We start from the raw sequence: 16,057 nt of genomic DNA on the forward strand, positions 1-16,057 counted from the left end.
ATGGCCGAATAGAATGAGCTGTTGCTCAGGCGGAAATTCTCAGAATTTTATTCTGTGCAAAGCGTGAATAACCGCACGACCCTAGATGTTATTTAAATGTAAAAGTGTTAACAATCGTACAAAGGAACTATCTTCAACGTTCATTTAGATGCTTTTAAATCTGAATTAGGACTTTTGGGTAATAGCGATTTAGCCAAGCGGAAGGGTGATGCACTTGAGTGTTTTAAAACAATTTAATGATTTATTTCAATTGTTTATTTTTTCAGTGTTCTTAAAAAGGCTTGATTAAGCATGGGTGTGCGTTGGGGTCATCATCCTATCAAGGGGTTGAAACCCTCGGCTTTGATTTATTAACTTAGAAAGACTCCATCGGAGTTGCCGCTGCTTGACTTGCTCTTCAGCTTATTTCACCAAGGTAACTCTGTGCCATCGTAGGCAAAAAAACGCCCTGTTTGTGCGGGTGTAGCATTGGCAATGATGGGCAGTAAGCAGTTTGCGACATACTCAGGTGTAAACAATTTGCCTTTGGGGACACTCTGTTGAAATGACTGAGATAATGGCGTGTCTGTCGTGCCCGGATGCAGAGACAACACCACGCCGTGTTTCATGGTGCGTTGCCACTCAATCGACAGTGTTTTGAGAAACATATTCAGCGCAGCTTTTGAGGCGCGATAGCTGTACCAGCCACCCAATCTATTATCGGTAATGCTGCCGACTCTCGCCGATATCACGGCAAATCTTGCCGAGCTACTTTGTTTTAAGGCATGGCAGAAGTGTTTAGCCAGCATGACACTGGGCAGGGTATTGAGCGTTAAATTGTGCTGGAAAAAGTCGATATCCAGTGACTGTAGGCTTTTTTCTGGCCCTTTATCTTGGTTGTGTAAAATCCCGACACAGTTAATAATCCAATCTAATTCAGTGAGTTGTTCACTTAGCTGTCTAATCTCAGCTTCATTGGTCACATCTAATGCATGCCATTGGATTTTCTCCTGCCTGTCTTGGGGAAGATGATGCCAGTAGGTGGTGTGCACAGTGGCGTCGGGATATGACTCTTGAATTCGCTTAATCATGGCTTTGCCAATACCCCCACTCCCGCCGACGATAAGTACTTTCATAGCAAACTCTCCCTATCCAAATATCTATATCAAATTATTTATATCAAACTCTTTATATCAATGAGTTACGCTTAGTATGACTCCGCTACAAACGGTTTAGATGAACGAGGTTGTGCTCGGCTGTGGCTAATATGGCGCTTCTTACGGACTCGTCCATTTTGTCCCAAGTCTGGTATAGCATGCCTATCCTAGGATTTTGCGATAATCGCGCGCGGTGTTTGTCCATAAAGCGCCAATAAAAGCTATTGAACGGACAGGCGAGTTTGCCGCTGCGCTCTTTTATCTTGTAATGACACCCGCTGCAATAATCACTCATTTTATTGATGTAAGAGCCGCTGGCGGCGTAGGGTTTAGTGCCGACAATGCCGCCGTCGGCAAACAATGCCATGCCGCGGGTGTTGGGCATTTCAACCCATTCGATGGCGTCAACATACACGCCTAAATACCACTCATCGACTTGATTTGGCTCGATTTCGGTTAATAAACAGAAATTGCCGATCACCATTAAGCGCTGAATATGATGGGCGTAGGCAAAATCTAATGATTGAGATAAGGCTTGTCGCATGCAGTTCATTTTAGTGTTGCCATGCCAAAAATAATCGGGCAGCGCCCCATGGGCATCGAGCGCATTAGTGCTGGCGTACTGCGGCATATTCGCCCAGTAAATGCCGCGAACATATTCTCGCCAACTTAATATTTGCCGCACAAATCCTTCGACTTGAGCGATATCAATCTCAGCATTCGTTTGATAACTGTCGATGGCCGCATTGATGACTTCTAACGGGCTGATTAATTTACTGTTAAGGCTGAATGATAGCCGACTATGGTACAAGCTCCACTTGGCAGGATGTTGCGCTGTCATGGCATCTTGAAAACGGCCAAAGGAAGGCAAGCAAACCTGACAAAAATACGCTAATAATTCGAGGCTTTGCGCACGGTTTATCGGCCACAGCAATGGTGCATCAATGCGACCCATGGTCGGGATTTGGTGACGCTCAAGCCTAGCGAGAATTTCAGTTACATCGAAGCTAAACATCAATGGCGCTGGCAAGACTTTTATATCCTGAGTTTTAAGCTTTTGACGGTTGCTGGCATCAAAGTTCCACTGCCCGCCGAGTGGCTTTTCGTCTTGCATCAAGATGTTGTAACGCTTACGCATGCGGCGATAAAAGTGCTCCATCATAATGTGTTTGCCGACGGGGAACTGCGCATCGATTTCGTCAAAGGGCAAGATAAAGTGTTCTGTATCGACACAGTTCACCACGGCTGTGTTGAGTTTAAGCTGACTTAATTGCTCAAGTAGGCGGTATTCATCAGGCCTTTGGTATTCAAACTTGATCGCGCCAACCTGTGTTACCTGATGTTGAATGAGCCCCAGTAGATCGCTATAGCCCTGAGTGTTATTGAAGGTGTCATCAAGGGTGAGATAGAGCACTTGATGCCCTTGCGCCCGCAGCTCTTGGGCAAATTGCGCCATTACCGCAAAGAAGGCACATATTTTTTGCACATGATGCGTTACATAAGTGTTTTCTTGGTGCAATTCTGCAATCACATACAGCACTTGATCATCAACACGGTTAAACCAAGAATGCTGGGCATTGAGTTGATCACCTAAAATTAGTCTAACTGTATGGAATTGCTGTAATTGCATTAAGAGGACTCGTTGAATGACTTTCGCGGTTAAGCATTTCGCGATGGGATATTGCCGGACATTACGAATTGGGTTGCAGTGAGGATCACAAAGCAGGGTATTTGTCGTGATTTCGACAAGGAGGTTTATCTAAACTTGGTTTGATAGTTTTTAAAGCGAAGTCAAAGTCGGGGGCTTCACCCCTTGATTCTCAATCAAGAGCCCTTGCCGAACAACGTCCATGTCTAACTGCCAGTTCGTCATCCTTGGCTCTCGTTTGTACCGCTGTTTCGCAGCACTCACCCTAGCGAAGTTACATGCATTAACTCTTTATTTATAAGCAGGGCTTCGTGCTTATTCAAAATCGCTAACGCTTACGGTGGTACATCCCTATTAATTAAATAAAGAATCCGAAAGCTAACTCGGCATCCATGCCTCGCTCATGCGATTTTCTTCAACGCCCTTCAGCAACTTCGCAGGTGAAGGTGAACTTCTGAAGTTTTAGTGTTGTTTGTTAGTATTTAAAAAGAGTACTAACACTCCATTTTTAAAATTTAACAATGGGAGTCTAAATAACACGAGCTAATTCATATAATAAGGCTGGTGGAGCACGTTTTATATTACAAAAATGAGATTGGGTATCCTTAGATATAAAAACATCGGCCTAGACCGATGTTTTGGGGTTGTCTGATGCAATAAAATTCACATAAACAGTGAGATAGCTAACCACTAATCCCAATATACTGTATAGACATGATAGCCAGCATACGGCTTAGGGGATAGTTGATGTTCGCCATAGGGCCAGCCTGTCCCCATTCCATCTGCTGCGATTCCTTCAATCCATTCTTCCACTTCCGCCAGAGGCGCACAGGTAAGAATATGAATGTTCTCAGCTGCAGGCCATAGCTCATCATCCTCAAGTGCTTCGGACCATTCATCGTGCATCCCAACATAAACACCTTGCACATCTGACCTATGTTCGATTTCTTTCAAGCAACGATAGATTTCTTTGATGGATGGTCGACCATAACCCCAATTATTGGGTGCGATAGACTCTTCATCTTCGTTTTCTAAAAAGTACTCATTTAATGTCACTACCGGACAGTGCTCTGGATCGGCGGTCGATAAGGCGCTTAATTTATTGAGTAATTCCGTTCTCGTTGTCACTGACAATACTCCATTTCTAAGATTTGTTTCCAGCGAAGGTTTAACTGTTTTATCACATATGCAGGGCTAATAATAAATCTGGCCATCCATTTTAGAGCAACAATATAATGCACTTTCAGGTTGCCTACAAAGAAGCTGTTTTCAAGACACCCAGCTTAAATGGCGTGGTAGTTAACCTCCGACTATAAACATTAAACAAGGAGGTTTATATGCCGCGTCCTCTCAGAACTCAGATAAGCCTTGAAGACACTCCCTGTTACCATTGCTATAGCCGCGTTGTGCGGCGTGCTTTTTTATGTGGCGATGATGCCTATTCTGGGAAAAATTATGACCATCGCTGTAGTTGGGTTGAGTCACTACTGTTTGAACTTGAAGCCGTTTTTGCTATTGATGTTGCAGCCTTTGCGGTGATGTCGAATTATCTGCATGTGGTGCTGCCAGCCGATATCGACAGTGCCAATCGTTGGACTGACTGAGAAGTGCTGGAGCAGTGGCATAAGTTGTTTAAAGGCGATGAATTAACACAAAAATCCGTTTAAGGAGAGTTAGTTGAGGCGCATGAGGTCAACCGATTAAAGCATTCAATTGCAATTTACCGCAGCCGATTATGCGATATTTCATGCCTAAGTTTTCAAAAGAGTGCGATGTTTGAATGAGCTAATAGCAAGACAAGCAAATCAAGAAAATCAAGAAAATAACTGTACAGGCCGCTTTTAGCAGGGACGGTTTAAACCACAGGCCTTACTTGATGAAGTTGCTGATTTAAAATGGTAGGCCTGATAATTTTCATTCCATTATCCTTGACCATGTGCTCGCGGTGTTCGCGCTTCCTTATGCTGCAAATGGCGCCATCGAGCGCTTAGGGATAACTCATTTTTAAATCAAAGTCGGCGAGTCACTGGCGTAATAGTCTTAATCGTTGGGTACATTGATCAAAAAGTTATTATTTTATAGTATGTTACTCAATTTTAATGCGTCACTTAACGCAGCAGGAGCTTAGTTTGTATGCGGGAATATGATGGGATTGAAAAGCGTTACCAAAGGCCTGATGCCGATTTAGCTAAAAGTTTGATGATTATCGAAAATTTATTGGGTTTTACGCCGCTAGAGGATAGGTTGGAATTTGATTTGTCTTTTTGGGCTGGCGGCTCAGGCGTATTCGATAAGTTGGCGGTTTCATGTTCTGTGACTCCCGAGCAAATGGTACTCGCTCAAGATAAGTTGAGACTCTATTCCCCAGAGGCGGCGATAGCATTGGATGAATGGCGTGATGATTTTATTTGGTTAGTGGAAGATGAAGACGTTTGTACCGATGTGTTGGTTAGGTCGGCGCATTTTATTAATAAAAATAAAGCGCCATTTCAAGATGTTTGTCTTAAAACGCAGTCCATTTATTTCGCTTACATGAGTGATGTGAATGGCTGGACTGCGGTATGGGGTCAGCAAGATAGACTCAATTATGCTTATTTCTGCCAAGGATAGCCTTTATCTTTAAGTGATTACCGACAATCGCCAGTTAAGTGTTATTTACCAGTCCGTAATCAAGGGCGTAGTTTTCAAGCTTGGCATCGAGATCATCTAGATCTTTATAAAACTCGTCATCGAGCTTATCGAGTACGCTGTACAGGTCTTGGTTATCGGTTGCGGCTAAACGACGATCTCTGTCGATTGGTACTGGCTTTTCGCCAAACACGGCCTGTTTTGCTTGGTGCAATAAGTTTAACGAGTGGCTTGCTCCCATTTGGATAAGTCCACGCTCAGCGAAGGCGTAATGCTCACCTGAAGAGTTGTCGAAATATTGAATAAATCCACCATTATAGACCTCGCCAGATAAGCAGTTCACCGCATAGTAGTTTTGTTCCTCTGGTCTAAGCGTATAAAAACCTTGATCTTTGTTATGTACCTTTACAACAAGATCTCGCCAAAAGGCTCGAAAGGGACAGGTTTTATCGAGTTCACGCTCTTGTTGGTAGTATTCCTTCGCACGCTCGAGGTTTGCACGTATGCCATTTTTGCAGGGCATGCATAAACCCTCATTTTTCTCGGCGGTACTCGGAAGGATTAAGGTGTTACATTCTTGGCAGGGGATTTTTTCCGACATGGTCTTTCCTTTGATACTCAAGTCAGTAAGAGAAGTTACAGCTTCACAAGCTACCCATTGTTAAATTCTCTGTTTTTAGAGTTTACATCCCACAATTAAGCGTCTATTTACATAACGTACTAATTGTACTTTATATTCATCGCAATCAGCGGTTCGCGTGAGGCTTTTTCTGCGCGTAGGCGGGCGAGGTATTTTTCCCATAGATCCACTTGGTGGGTGGCGAGATCGTAGAGCACTTTCCACGAGAATAGACCTGTGTCGTGGCCGTCATCGAAGACGATTTTCACTGCGTAATTACCGACGGGTTCTATGGCGCTGATGTTGACGTTTTTCTTGTGGGTGACCAGCTTTGGATTACCGTGACCATGCACTTCGGCCGAGGGCGAGTAGACTCTGAGCATCTCGCAGCTGAGCTGATATTGCTCACCATTATCGAAACTGATTTCTAGAATGCGCGATTTACGTTTCAGTTTAAGATCGGTGACATTGGGCGTTGCTGTGGTCATAGGTTGGCTACCAAGAAAATGCTAAGGATAGGATAACTACTCATTAAAATAACACCTGACTAATGTAACCACTCGCGGCCAAGGATACAAAGGGTAAGCGAGAGCCTTGGTCAGGCTTTTTCGTTTAAGTCACACTTTTGCATTTGAGTCGTTTACCGCCAAGTCGTTTGGGCTTGGCGGTGAACGGTTTAGTACTAGAGGATAAAGCGGCTGAGATCTTCGTCTTGGACTAAGTTGTCTAAGTGGGCACTGACATAGTCGGCGTCGATAACAAAGGCGGAGCCCGATTTTTCCGATGCCTCGTAGGAGATATCTTCCATCAGCCTTTCCATCACTGTGTGTAAACGACGGGCGCCGATGTTTTCGGTGCGCTCGTTCACTTGCCATGCGGCTTTCGCAATGCTGTCGATACCCGATTCGCTGAATTCAACTTTCACACCTTCTGTGCCCATCAGCGCGATATATTGCTCGGTGAGCGAGGCGTGTGGCTCGGTTAAAATGCGTTTAAAATCATTGGCTGATAGCGCATCTAACTCGACACGGATCGGTAAACGACCTTGTAATTCAGGAATTAAATCCGACGGTTTAGACATCTGGAATGCACCAGAGGCGATAAACAGTATGTGGTCGGTTTTTACCATGCCGTGTTTTGTGGTGACTGTGCAGCCTTCGATCAGGGGTAGTAAGTCACGTTGCACGCCTTCACGGGAAACGTCTGGGCCTGAGGTTTCGCCGCGCTTACAGATTTTGTCGATTTCGTCGAGGAACACTATGCCGTGTTGCTCAACCATTTCAATGGCTTGTTCTTTTAAATCTTCTTGATTGACCAGTTTGGCTGCTTCTTCTTCGATCAATAGCTTAAAGGCTTCTTTGATCTTCATCTTGCGACGTTTTGCTGGTGCTTGGCCCATGTTTTTAAACAGACTTTGCAGCTGGTTGGTCATTTCTTCCATGCCTGGAGGCGACATGATTTCAACACCAATTTGCGGTTGGGCCACATCGATATCGATTTCTTTATCGTCTAATTGGCCTTCGCGTAGCTTTTTGCGGAAGACTTGACGGGTATTTGAGTTGTAATCGGTTTCAGTGTTTTCCCAGTCGTTTTTCGGCTTAGGCAACAGGGCATCGAGAATACGCTCTTCGGCATTTTCTTCAGCGCGTTGGCGACACTTGCCCATTTGTTGTTCACGGGTCAGCTTGATGGCGATATCGGTCAAGTCGCGGATTATTTGCTCGACTTCCTTACCGACATAACCCACTTCTGTGTATTTAGTCGCTTCGACCTTGATAAAAGGCGCGTTCGCCAGCTTGGCTAAACGACGGGCAATTTCAGTTTTACCAACGCCCGTTGGGCCAATCATCAGAATATTTTTTGGGGTGACTTCTTGACGGAAATCCGCGTCAAGTTGCATCCGGCGCCAGCGGTTGCGCAGGGCGACAGCAACAGAGCGTTTGGCCTTTTGTTGGCCAATAATGTGTGCATCCAGCTCGTGGACAATCTCACGGGGGGTCATTTCAGACATAATATTCCTCACGGGCTGTTTAGTAATTGAGTTCTTCAATCGTTTTGAATTGATTGGTGAATACGCAGATATCCGCAGCAATAGTCAGGGATTTTTCGGCGATTTCTAAGGCTGACAGCTCAGTATTTTGCAATAGTGCAAGGGCCGCCGCTTGGGCATAGTTGCCGCCTGAACCAATGGCAACTAAGTCGTGTTCTGGCTGAACGACATCACCATTACCTGTGATGATCAGCGAGGTTTCCGCATCGGCCACGACTAACAGGGCTTCGAGTTTACGCAGCATACGGTCGGTACGCCAATCTTTGGCGAGCTCAACGGCCGAGCGCAATAAATGGCCTTGGTGCATTTCGAGTTTGGCTTCGAAACGCTCGAATAGGGTGAAAGCATCGGCGGTGCCGCCTGCAAAACCTGCCAGTACCTTGTTGTGATATAAGCGACGCACTTTTTTGGCGTTACCTTTCATGACGGTATTGCCTAGGGAGACTTGGCCATCGCCGGCGATGACAACTTGATTATTACGGCGTACTGATACGATAGTGGTCACAATGAATCCTCTTCTGGCCCGCAGCAAAAGTTGCGGTGGATGATGGGATATATATGGGGATGGATGACAATAATTCAAGTAATCGCGGCAAATGCCAAAGGAGTTTGCGATCTTTCGCGCTCCTTTAGCAATAAAAATAAGCGCTTATTGGGAAAGGGTGGATCGACCTACAATAGTGCGGCCATCGAAGGGATAGTATTTAAGATCCCAGTTTTCACTGCCGAAGCTGCGATCGTCCGAGACATAGTTGAAAATGCAGTAAGCATTGGGATCGGTAATGTCGACGGCACCATACCAGTAAACAATGTCGACATTGGGAACTGTGCGCCAAGAGTATTGATCGGCAATGACAAATTCATTATTAGCCAAAAGACCTTGCCATAACTGACCACAATAATCGCCCTGCAATTTAGCACCGGCATCAGCGGTTGCAGTCTCTATTCCCAGTGGAAATCCAGTGGTGGTCGAGTCGAGTTTTCCATCACCATAACAGGCGAGATCTTGGGTATAACCTGAGTGACCGCCCGCAAGCCAGCAACTGTGATAAAGCTTAACACCAGAGGCAAAGGCCGCAAATGCGGTTTTGGCTCTGGCATCGTGAGCATCTTGGCCTAGGTTTAAAAACCGTGGTGCTGCGACGACGGCCAAGATCCCAAGGATGATAATGACCACAACCAGCTCAATTAATGTAAAACCTTTCGATGACTGCAAACGACTCATATTGCTCACCTATTTGTTAGAGGACAATATTCTAACGGAACTTTGATTTGCAATCAGTAAGCCATTGATAATATTTAGATGTTTAACATTGCCGTTACATGGTTATGCAGCAAAATGGCAAGCCATCCTTCATCTTTCAATGCCATCTGCCGAATGTAAACGGCTTATAAAGCCGTTTTGTCTATAACACGATAGCGGGTTTGTACGTAGCCATTGTCATATTGCTGCGTGTGAATTGGCATTAATTGAATCGCTTGAGCTAAGTCGCCAAAGAGTGGAATACCTTTACCCAGTAAAGTGGGGATGCGAGTGAGCGTGAGTTCCTGAATTAGCCCTGCCGCTAAAAAGCCTTGGATTGTTTGGCCGCCATCGATATAGAGATGCTTAAAGCCACGGGTTTTGAGTTGTTCGCTAATGCTTGCCGCATCGCCATTTAGCACTTGTACGTGCTCACTTAACGCCGACGATACTGTTACGCCGCTGCGACTTAATACAAACACTGGGATATTTACATAGGGCCAATCACAATCGAAGGAGAGGACTTTTTCAAAGCTTTTTCGTCCCATTACAATCGCATCGATAGTGTTGATAAAAGCATGGTAACCAAAATCTTCATCGGGATTAGTACTGGGATGCTGGTTTAAAAAGTCGATATCCCCATTGGGCGTTGCGATATAACCATCGAGGGTCGTGGCAATAAAAACGGAGGCTTTCATTCATCTTCCTTAATGCTATTTTCGAGCGTGTTTCTCTAGTGATTCTTTCAGTGCCTGTTGCTGAGCGAGGCAGTCTTGTTTTGCTTTGCCTGACATATCGTTACACGTTTGACCTTTATCTGGGCCTTCCAATATGGCGGCTGCAACATAAACAGCGGCATCGGCTGCATTGCATTCTTGTTTGCTGTAGGGGGAATTTGTATCACATTTTGAATTAAGTGGCCCAACGCAGCCACTCATACTGGTCAAGGCTAAGGCGCTAAAGCTAAGTAATATTAAAGGTTTGAACATTCGCTCTTCCATGATTCATATTATTTGAGGCGGTTGGAAAGTATATAACTGCTTTGCAGACGGAACTAGAATTGGATCGTTCCATTTCTACTTTAGTTGTTATTTTGGATGAAGGCATTCGCGGATGGAAGCAAAAAAATCCCCGAGGGTATAGTTACCCTCGGGTGGAGGTTCAAAAAGCAGTGGATTTCTTGAGCGCCTGCGGGGCACAAAGGAAGGAACCTATGGTGTGATTGTGCGGGCTGATACGATATTTCACAAAGCCAAATGCGCAAACTGCGACAGCTTGTCGCAGGCTGGATGAAAACTGTGTAGTTACGGTATCTTGAATGGTCGGGGTAAAAAGGGTTTAACGGTTAAATCCTTATACGTGGCGAGAAGGCTTAACGATTGTTTAGTGACCACGGGTGATTGACTTATAAGACAGAATTCAGATTGCCTAAGTGTTGCACTAGCTCTGCCATATTGTTCACTTCGAGCTTTTTCATGATTTTTGCGCGGTGTACTTCAATCGTGCGCAGGGATAAAAACATCGCCTCCGATATTTGCTTGTTAGTCATGCCTTGGATCACATGGGCTAACACTTGCTGTTCGCGCTCGGTCAGTTGGTCAAACTTATGCTGCAGACTTTGCTGCTCGAAGGCCGCTTGGCTTTCACGCAGTGCCTTTTCAATCGCTTGTACTAATGCTTTACCCGATACTGGTTTTTGAAAAAAATCGCAGGCTCCCTTACGAAAGGCGCTTAACGCCATAGGTAAATCACCGTGGCCAGTGAGAAATATCACGCCTAGCGGGCTGTGGGTTTCCAGTAATTTTTGCTGCACTTCTTGGCCGGTGATTTCTGGCATTCGACTATCTAAAATCACGCAGCCCGCCTGTGATAATGCACAGTGCTCAAGGAAGTCGCGGCCGCTGTTGAAGGTTTGCACTTGATAGCCAAATTGTCCGAGCATAAAGCCCAGTGAATCCAGAATCGCTTCATCGTCATCGACTAGATAGAGTGGCAATTTTATCGACATGGTGTTCCTTGTGGGGCGGTAAGCATGCTATCAGCTTAAGCTGGGTGCAGAGTGGGCTCAATTTTAAGCCTAGGTCTTGGGAGATACATCACTAAATTAGCCGATTCCCTCTGGGCATAAACCAGAGTTTGGCGGCATTTCACAGCTTGATTTTTATCTGCGAGCTAAAGTCGTTCCATGACAATGGCATATAAGAGTGGGTAATAGAGGCGATGACGATTGACTCTTGGTGTAAAGCGATATTGATGGGATTCTTGCTGAGTATCATTGGGCTTAATCCGTCCTATGCCAACGAAGCGACAGAAGTGAACCATTTTAGAGTCGGAGTGCTGGCAAATCATGGTGTGTTACAGGCCAAGCAGCGTTGGCAACCTATGATGGATTACCTCAGTGAGCAAGTGCCTAATAGTCATTTTGAAGTCGTGCCTGTGGATTTTAATGGCATGCGTAGTCAGTTACTTGAGCATGATTTGCAGTTTATCGTCACTAACCCTGGGCAATATCTGCATCTAAGTAACAACTTCCCGCTGTCTTGGCTTGCGACAATGAAGAGTCGTAAGCATCAAGGCAGCACTTTTACCATAGGTGCGACCATTATTGTCCGCGCCGACAGCCCTATCCGCACCTTGCAGGATTTGCGCGGGCGCAATGTGGTTGCCAGTGATCCGCAAGCTTTGGGGGGGTATCAAGCGGCCATGGGGTTACTGCATAAAATGGGTTTTTTACCCGAACAGTTTTTTGGGCAAGTGCGCTTCCTCGGTTTCCCGTTAGAACCGCTTATCTATCAAGTCAGAGATGGCAGTGCCGACGCCGCAATAGCGCCTTTTTGTACCTTAGAGGAAATGATCGCAACGGGTCTTGTTAATCAGGGCGATTATCGGGTTATCCATCCTGCAACGCCTGCAGGATATGATTGCGAGGTGAGCACTCAGTTATACCCAAACTGGTCATTCGCTGCGGCGGATACGGTTTCTCCTAAGCTGACGATGGCGATTACCCGCGCCTTATTCGATTTACCTGCCGATCATATTGCAGCAATTACCGCCGATACTTTGGGCTGGACTGCGCCCGTAAGCCAGTTAAAAGTGATTGAGTTATTTAAAGAATTACAACTACAGGGAGCATCACCACCACTTTATCAAACCGTATACAAATGGATGGCAAAAAATAAAGAATGGGGTGGCGCACTGTTGTTAATTTTCATTATTTCCACCATTTATCACCTGTGGCTTGAATATAAGTTTCGCCAGAAAAGTGAGTTTTTAGTCAGCACTGAGCGCCAATTAAAGGACAAGGCACTGCAGCTTGAGCGACTGCAAAGTGCGGCGATTCTTGGGGAAATAGGTGCAGGACTTGCCCATGAACTCAATCAACCCATAGCCGCCATTACCCAATACAGCGAAGGCGCCATGTTGCAACTGGAAAGGCTTGGGCAAGATAATCCTGAACTCTATGATGTACTGGGTAAAATTAATGCGCAGTCGATTCGCGCTGGAGCGGTTGTGCATCGTATTCGCGGTTTACTCAAGCGGCGTCAGGCCAAGACCGAACCTTTAGATATAGTGCCAGTGGTGAAAGAAGCTTTAGCTCTGTTGCGGCGCGAGCTAGACCGCGCGAATGTACAAGTGAATGTGCGAGTGCAGGGTGAGCCCTTTGAACTGATGGGCGATAGCGTTGGTTTAAGCCAAATGTGGGTCAATTTAGTAAAAAATAGCTTAGATGCGTTAGAAACCTGCGGCGATAATCGTGTGCGCCAATTATGGATCGATATCTATTATCATCCAAATGAAATCAAAGTGTTAGTTATTGATAATGGCGAAGGGCTACAGGGGCAGGCGAGTGAGTTGATGGCATCTTTTGCCTCAACCAAAGATGCGGGATTAGGGCTTGGCTTAGCCATCTGTAAGGATGTGGTCACCCGCCATCACGGCAGCATTCAAATCGAAAACTGTCAGCAATCCACGCAAGCGTTACTCCCTTGGCAACAGGGCTGTGTGGTGACAGTCGTGCTTCCCAAGGGATAGGGTTATACACTTATGAGTAACCCTTAATGTGCGCATTAGCGGAGCATCCGACAGCCTTTATTGGTTAGCGGTTAATATTAATAAAAGCATCATTTTCATAATAATATTTTGCTGCACTAATTAATTCATTTAGCCCAGCTTCAGAATTTTGTTGCAGCAAATTACTCTTAATACTTTGCAAATCTGACATACTTAAGAAGCTTTTATAACCAATAGATGTTGGGTAAATTGGTTCATCATCACTACCACGATCTTCTTCTGTGTCATCGTCAAGTACAAGACATAATATCGAGTCATTAATTTCTTTATTAGAAGGTATATATACATCCAACTTCCAATCTAAAGATTCAATTTTATCCAACATGTTCTTGAGAGTTAATTCTAAACGCATTACGCACCTTTTGTGATACAGCGAGTCATTCCCGCGCCTTATTTGCGGTTAGTTTTTGGGGGGAAAAGCCATCGCTTGATCTCTGATCCACTTCATTCATAACTGTAGATATTTACCAAAATATTCATCGACAGTTTTATGGCAGTATTTATCTTCACCTCGCCAATACTCAGCGAACACCCAGTCATTTTTGCCTTTAGAAGGGCGATTGTAGCTCCTTGGTCGTAACACTCCAATACTGGCTAAAATCTCTATTAATACCTGCCTTTCTGCTTTACTGGACTTTACGACCTTAGCCAATCTTTTTTCAAGGGCACTTGGATAATCAGTAGGTTCCGAACTTTCGATAGTGCTTAATATTTCTTTGAAACAATTTAAGTCTTCATCAGTTGGGTCAGGGATATCCGTATTTATAAATTGGTTTAAGTCAAAATATGTATATAAAATATCGCCATGACGGACACCACCCCATTTGATACGCTCGAAATTCAATACGTTTATATCTGTGTTGTTATAGTTGTGACTGCCCCTTATCCCGTATTTGCTGTCTCGGCATACACCGCAGGTGTAGGAGTGTGAAGTTGGTTTTCCGTCGGAATATGAAGTGCCGGATATAACGGGTGTATATTTATGCTCCGGGATATTTTTGGCAATTGAATAGGATGATAAAGAAGATCTTAAGTCTAAGCGGCGAGTTGTCAGGCTACTTAAAAAACCTTTAGCAATTTGTGCTCCGGATATTGTTTTTACTACTTTTGCAATGGTATCTATGCAGTCATCATGAGAAATCGAAATCGGATCAAACATCAATCCTTGTGACTTTGCGTACTCAAAATCTCCATCAGATAAGAGTCTATCTTTTGAGTCTATCCATCCATTTTTCCAGTAGGTGGAGAATAATATTTTCTTCGCTTTCTTATCCATATTCGAATTAATGCTTTCACTTAACGTCTGAGTATTAATGTGTAGCGTTGTTTGCGAGACATAAATCACTTGTTCGACTTGGCTACTACGACGATGTTAATTGGTGTGAATGATGCTATAGGAATTTGCTTTGACAGGGTAGTGGTTTTTATACAACTTTGGTGGTAATTGCTTGATATCGTTTTAGCTTTATCATTACTTTTGCATTATTAGTGACGTTGATTTCGAGTATTCTGGCCTTACATTTTGGTTGACACAGGTACTACATCATCTCAACGACATTAAACCTATAAGGCATATTTACTTTTAGTTTTCTATCATCTAGCAACGACTTGATGGTGGTTATTTTCTTCACATGACCACTTGTTTATCATGGTTTTCTATTAGGATACTTTGGACGTTTTTAATTTAGGGCAGTGGATAGTTTTGGGAGAACTGGCTGAGCTTTTCTACTAAAAACTCTATGGTGCGACGGATCTTATGGCTGGGATAATCGGTTTGTAGGTATACCAATTGCAGTGGGATCGGTGGGGCTATTTTATCGGCTAGCACTAAGTGGAGTCTGCCTTCGGTTACATCTTGCGCCACATCGAGCCAGCTCTTATAGGCAATCCCACGACCAGATAGTGCCCAGTCGCGGATCACTGCGCCATCGTTACAGAAACGTTGGCCCCTGACTTCGATTTCAACGGGTGCGCCGTTATGACTTAACTTCCATTTTTGCCATGGCTCACCGCCGCGATTTAAGATCAGTACTGCGTGTTGGCTAAGTTCATTTAGCGTGCTTGGTGTGCCGTGTTGTGCCAGATAAGCGGGTGAGGCGACCAGTACCCTTGGGGTCATGGCGAGCTGACGCCTTTTAAGGTTTGAGTCGTCAAGTTGACCATAGCGCAAAGCCAAATGGATATTTTGGTCGATTAAGTCTGTCATATGATCGCCAAAATACAGCTGCACTGTCAGTTCTGGGGCGCTGTCCATCAATTCATCGAGCCAAGCACGGATCTGGCTGCGACCAATATCCGAAGGTAACGCGAGGCGTACTTCGCCCTTAAGCTCACCTCTGTGTTCGGCTAAATTGGCGCTGGCGGTTTCGAGAATCGCCAGTGCGGGTTTCGCCGAATCGAGAAAGATCCGCCCTTCTTCTGTGAGCTGTAAGCGCCGCGTCGAGCGAGCAAATAGCTGACATCCTAGCTTTTTCTCTAATCTTTGCAGCGCGGCACTTGCCGCTGCCGGCGTCATGCCTATTTCTTTACTGGCTGCCGAGAGACTTTCTAAGGCTGCGATACGCAGCGCTAATTGCAGATCGTTTAAATGATACATATCAAATTATTTTTGAAAATGATTTTAATAATAGCCTGATTATCAATATAGATTAACTAATGCACA

The 16,057-nt window shown here is 44.8% G+C and carries 16 protein-coding genes and 1 pseudogene; 3 read left to right on the forward strand and 14 right to left on the reverse strand.

Annotated elements, in window-relative coordinates; genetic code table 11:
- Positions 1-407: 407 nt before the first annotated feature.
- From L5L97_RS20965 to L5L97_RS20975, 3 genes are all read right to left on the reverse strand, one after another.
- Positions 408-1,115: an SDR family oxidoreductase gene (locus L5L97_RS20965; protein ID WP_263183863.1), complete on the reverse strand. Its 708-nt coding sequence runs from the start codon at positions 1,113-1,115 to the stop codon at positions 408-410.
- An 85-nt stretch (positions 1,116-1,200) separates the two neighbouring features.
- Positions 1,201-2,766: a cryptochrome/photolyase family protein gene (locus L5L97_RS20970; protein ID WP_263183864.1), complete on the reverse strand. Its 1,566-nt coding sequence runs from the start codon at positions 2,764-2,766 to the stop codon at positions 1,201-1,203.
- A gap of 708 nt (positions 2,767-3,474) precedes the next feature.
- Positions 3,475-3,912, reverse strand: coding sequence for a hypothetical protein (locus tag L5L97_RS20975; protein ID WP_113940113.1), 438 nt, complete (start codon positions 3,910-3,912; stop codon positions 3,475-3,477).
- A gap of 209 nt (positions 3,913-4,121) precedes the next feature.
- Between L5L97_RS20975 and L5L97_RS20980 the strand changes: the two are divergent.
- Together L5L97_RS20980 and L5L97_RS20985 are read left to right on the forward strand one after the other, a co-directional pair.
- A pseudogene (locus tag L5L97_RS20980) lies at positions 4,122-4,626 on the forward strand (transposase); the annotation flags it as partial.
- Positions 4,627-4,917: 291 nt separating this feature from the next.
- The gene (locus L5L97_RS20985; RefSeq protein WP_198573037.1) at positions 4,918-5,394 is read left to right on the forward strand and encodes a hypothetical protein; all 477 of its coding nucleotides are present in this window, start codon (positions 4,918-4,920) and stop codon (positions 5,392-5,394) included.
- Between the two features lie 34 nt (positions 5,395-5,428).
- Here L5L97_RS20985 and L5L97_RS20990 read toward each other — a convergent pair whose 3' ends face one another.
- The 8 genes from L5L97_RS20990 to L5L97_RS21025 form a co-directional block, all read right to left on the reverse strand.
- The gene (locus L5L97_RS20990; protein ID WP_263176143.1) at positions 5,429-6,013 is read right to left on the reverse strand and encodes a DMP19 family protein; all 585 of its coding nucleotides are present in this window, start codon (positions 6,011-6,013) and stop codon (positions 5,429-5,431) included.
- Positions 6,014-6,132: 119 nt separating this feature from the next.
- Complete coding sequence (locus tag L5L97_RS20995; RefSeq protein WP_063883307.1) at positions 6,133-6,519, reverse strand: gamma-butyrobetaine hydroxylase-like domain-containing protein; 387 nt, start codon at positions 6,517-6,519, stop codon at positions 6,133-6,135.
- A gap of 194 nt (positions 6,520-6,713) precedes the next feature.
- On the reverse strand, positions 6,714-8,042 hold the full coding sequence (gene hslU, locus L5L97_RS21000) for an HslU--HslV peptidase ATPase subunit (RefSeq protein WP_263183866.1): 1,329 nt from the start codon (positions 8,040-8,042) through the stop codon (positions 6,714-6,716).
- Between the two features lie 19 nt (positions 8,043-8,061).
- The gene (gene hslV / locus L5L97_RS21005) at positions 8,062-8,586 is read right to left on the reverse strand and encodes an ATP-dependent protease subunit HslV (RefSeq protein WP_006083300.1); all 525 of its coding nucleotides are present in this window, start codon (positions 8,584-8,586) and stop codon (positions 8,062-8,064) included.
- Between the two features lie 144 nt (positions 8,587-8,730).
- Entirely contained in the window at positions 8,731-9,306 is a 576-nt protein-coding gene (locus L5L97_RS21010) for a type II secretion system protein (protein ID WP_131523473.1), read from the reverse strand.
- Positions 9,307-9,470: 164 nt separating this feature from the next.
- On the reverse strand, positions 9,471-10,022 hold the full coding sequence (locus L5L97_RS21015) for a dihydrofolate reductase family protein (RefSeq protein WP_131523472.1): 552 nt from the start codon (positions 10,020-10,022) through the stop codon (positions 9,471-9,473).
- A 15-nt stretch (positions 10,023-10,037) separates the two neighbouring features.
- The gene (locus L5L97_RS21020; RefSeq protein ID WP_131523471.1) at positions 10,038-10,313 is read right to left on the reverse strand and encodes a hypothetical protein; all 276 of its coding nucleotides are present in this window, start codon (positions 10,311-10,313) and stop codon (positions 10,038-10,040) included.
- Between the two features lie 416 nt (positions 10,314-10,729).
- Positions 10,730-11,332 carry a response regulator transcription factor gene (locus L5L97_RS21025; RefSeq protein WP_131523470.1) on the reverse strand — a complete coding sequence of 201 codons (603 nt, stop codon included), beginning with the start codon at positions 11,330-11,332 and terminating at the stop codon, positions 10,730-10,732.
- Positions 11,333-11,544: 212 nt separating this feature from the next.
- Between L5L97_RS21025 and L5L97_RS21030 the strand changes: the two genes are divergently transcribed.
- On the forward strand, positions 11,545-13,356 hold the full coding sequence (locus L5L97_RS21030) for a PhnD/SsuA/transferrin family substrate-binding protein (protein ID WP_173496434.1): 1,812 nt from the start codon (positions 11,545-11,547) through the stop codon (positions 13,354-13,356).
- Between the two features lie 64 nt (positions 13,357-13,420).
- Here L5L97_RS21030 and L5L97_RS21035 read toward each other — a convergent pair whose 3' ends face one another.
- The 3 genes from L5L97_RS21035 to L5L97_RS21045 form a co-directional block, all read right to left on the reverse strand.
- On the reverse strand, positions 13,421-13,747 hold the full coding sequence (locus tag L5L97_RS21035; RefSeq protein ID WP_263183868.1) for a hypothetical protein: 327 nt from the start codon (positions 13,745-13,747) through the stop codon (positions 13,421-13,423).
- Between the two features lie 96 nt (positions 13,748-13,843).
- A complete protein-coding gene (locus tag L5L97_RS21040; RefSeq protein WP_131523469.1) occupies positions 13,844-14,671 on the reverse strand; it encodes a hypothetical protein in 828 nt (275 codons plus the stop codon).
- Positions 14,672-15,079: 408 nt separating this feature from the next.
- The gene (locus L5L97_RS21045) at positions 15,080-15,991 is read right to left on the reverse strand and encodes a LysR family transcriptional regulator (RefSeq protein WP_071938732.1); all 912 of its coding nucleotides are present in this window, start codon (positions 15,989-15,991) and stop codon (positions 15,080-15,082) included.
- Positions 15,992-16,057: the final 66 nt, after the last annotated feature.

The sequence above is a fragment of the Shewanella sp. SM71 genome (assembly GCF_025653905.1).
In the GTDB taxonomy this organism is placed as follows: domain Bacteria; phylum Pseudomonadota; class Gammaproteobacteria; order Enterobacterales; family Shewanellaceae; genus Shewanella; species Shewanella oncorhynchi.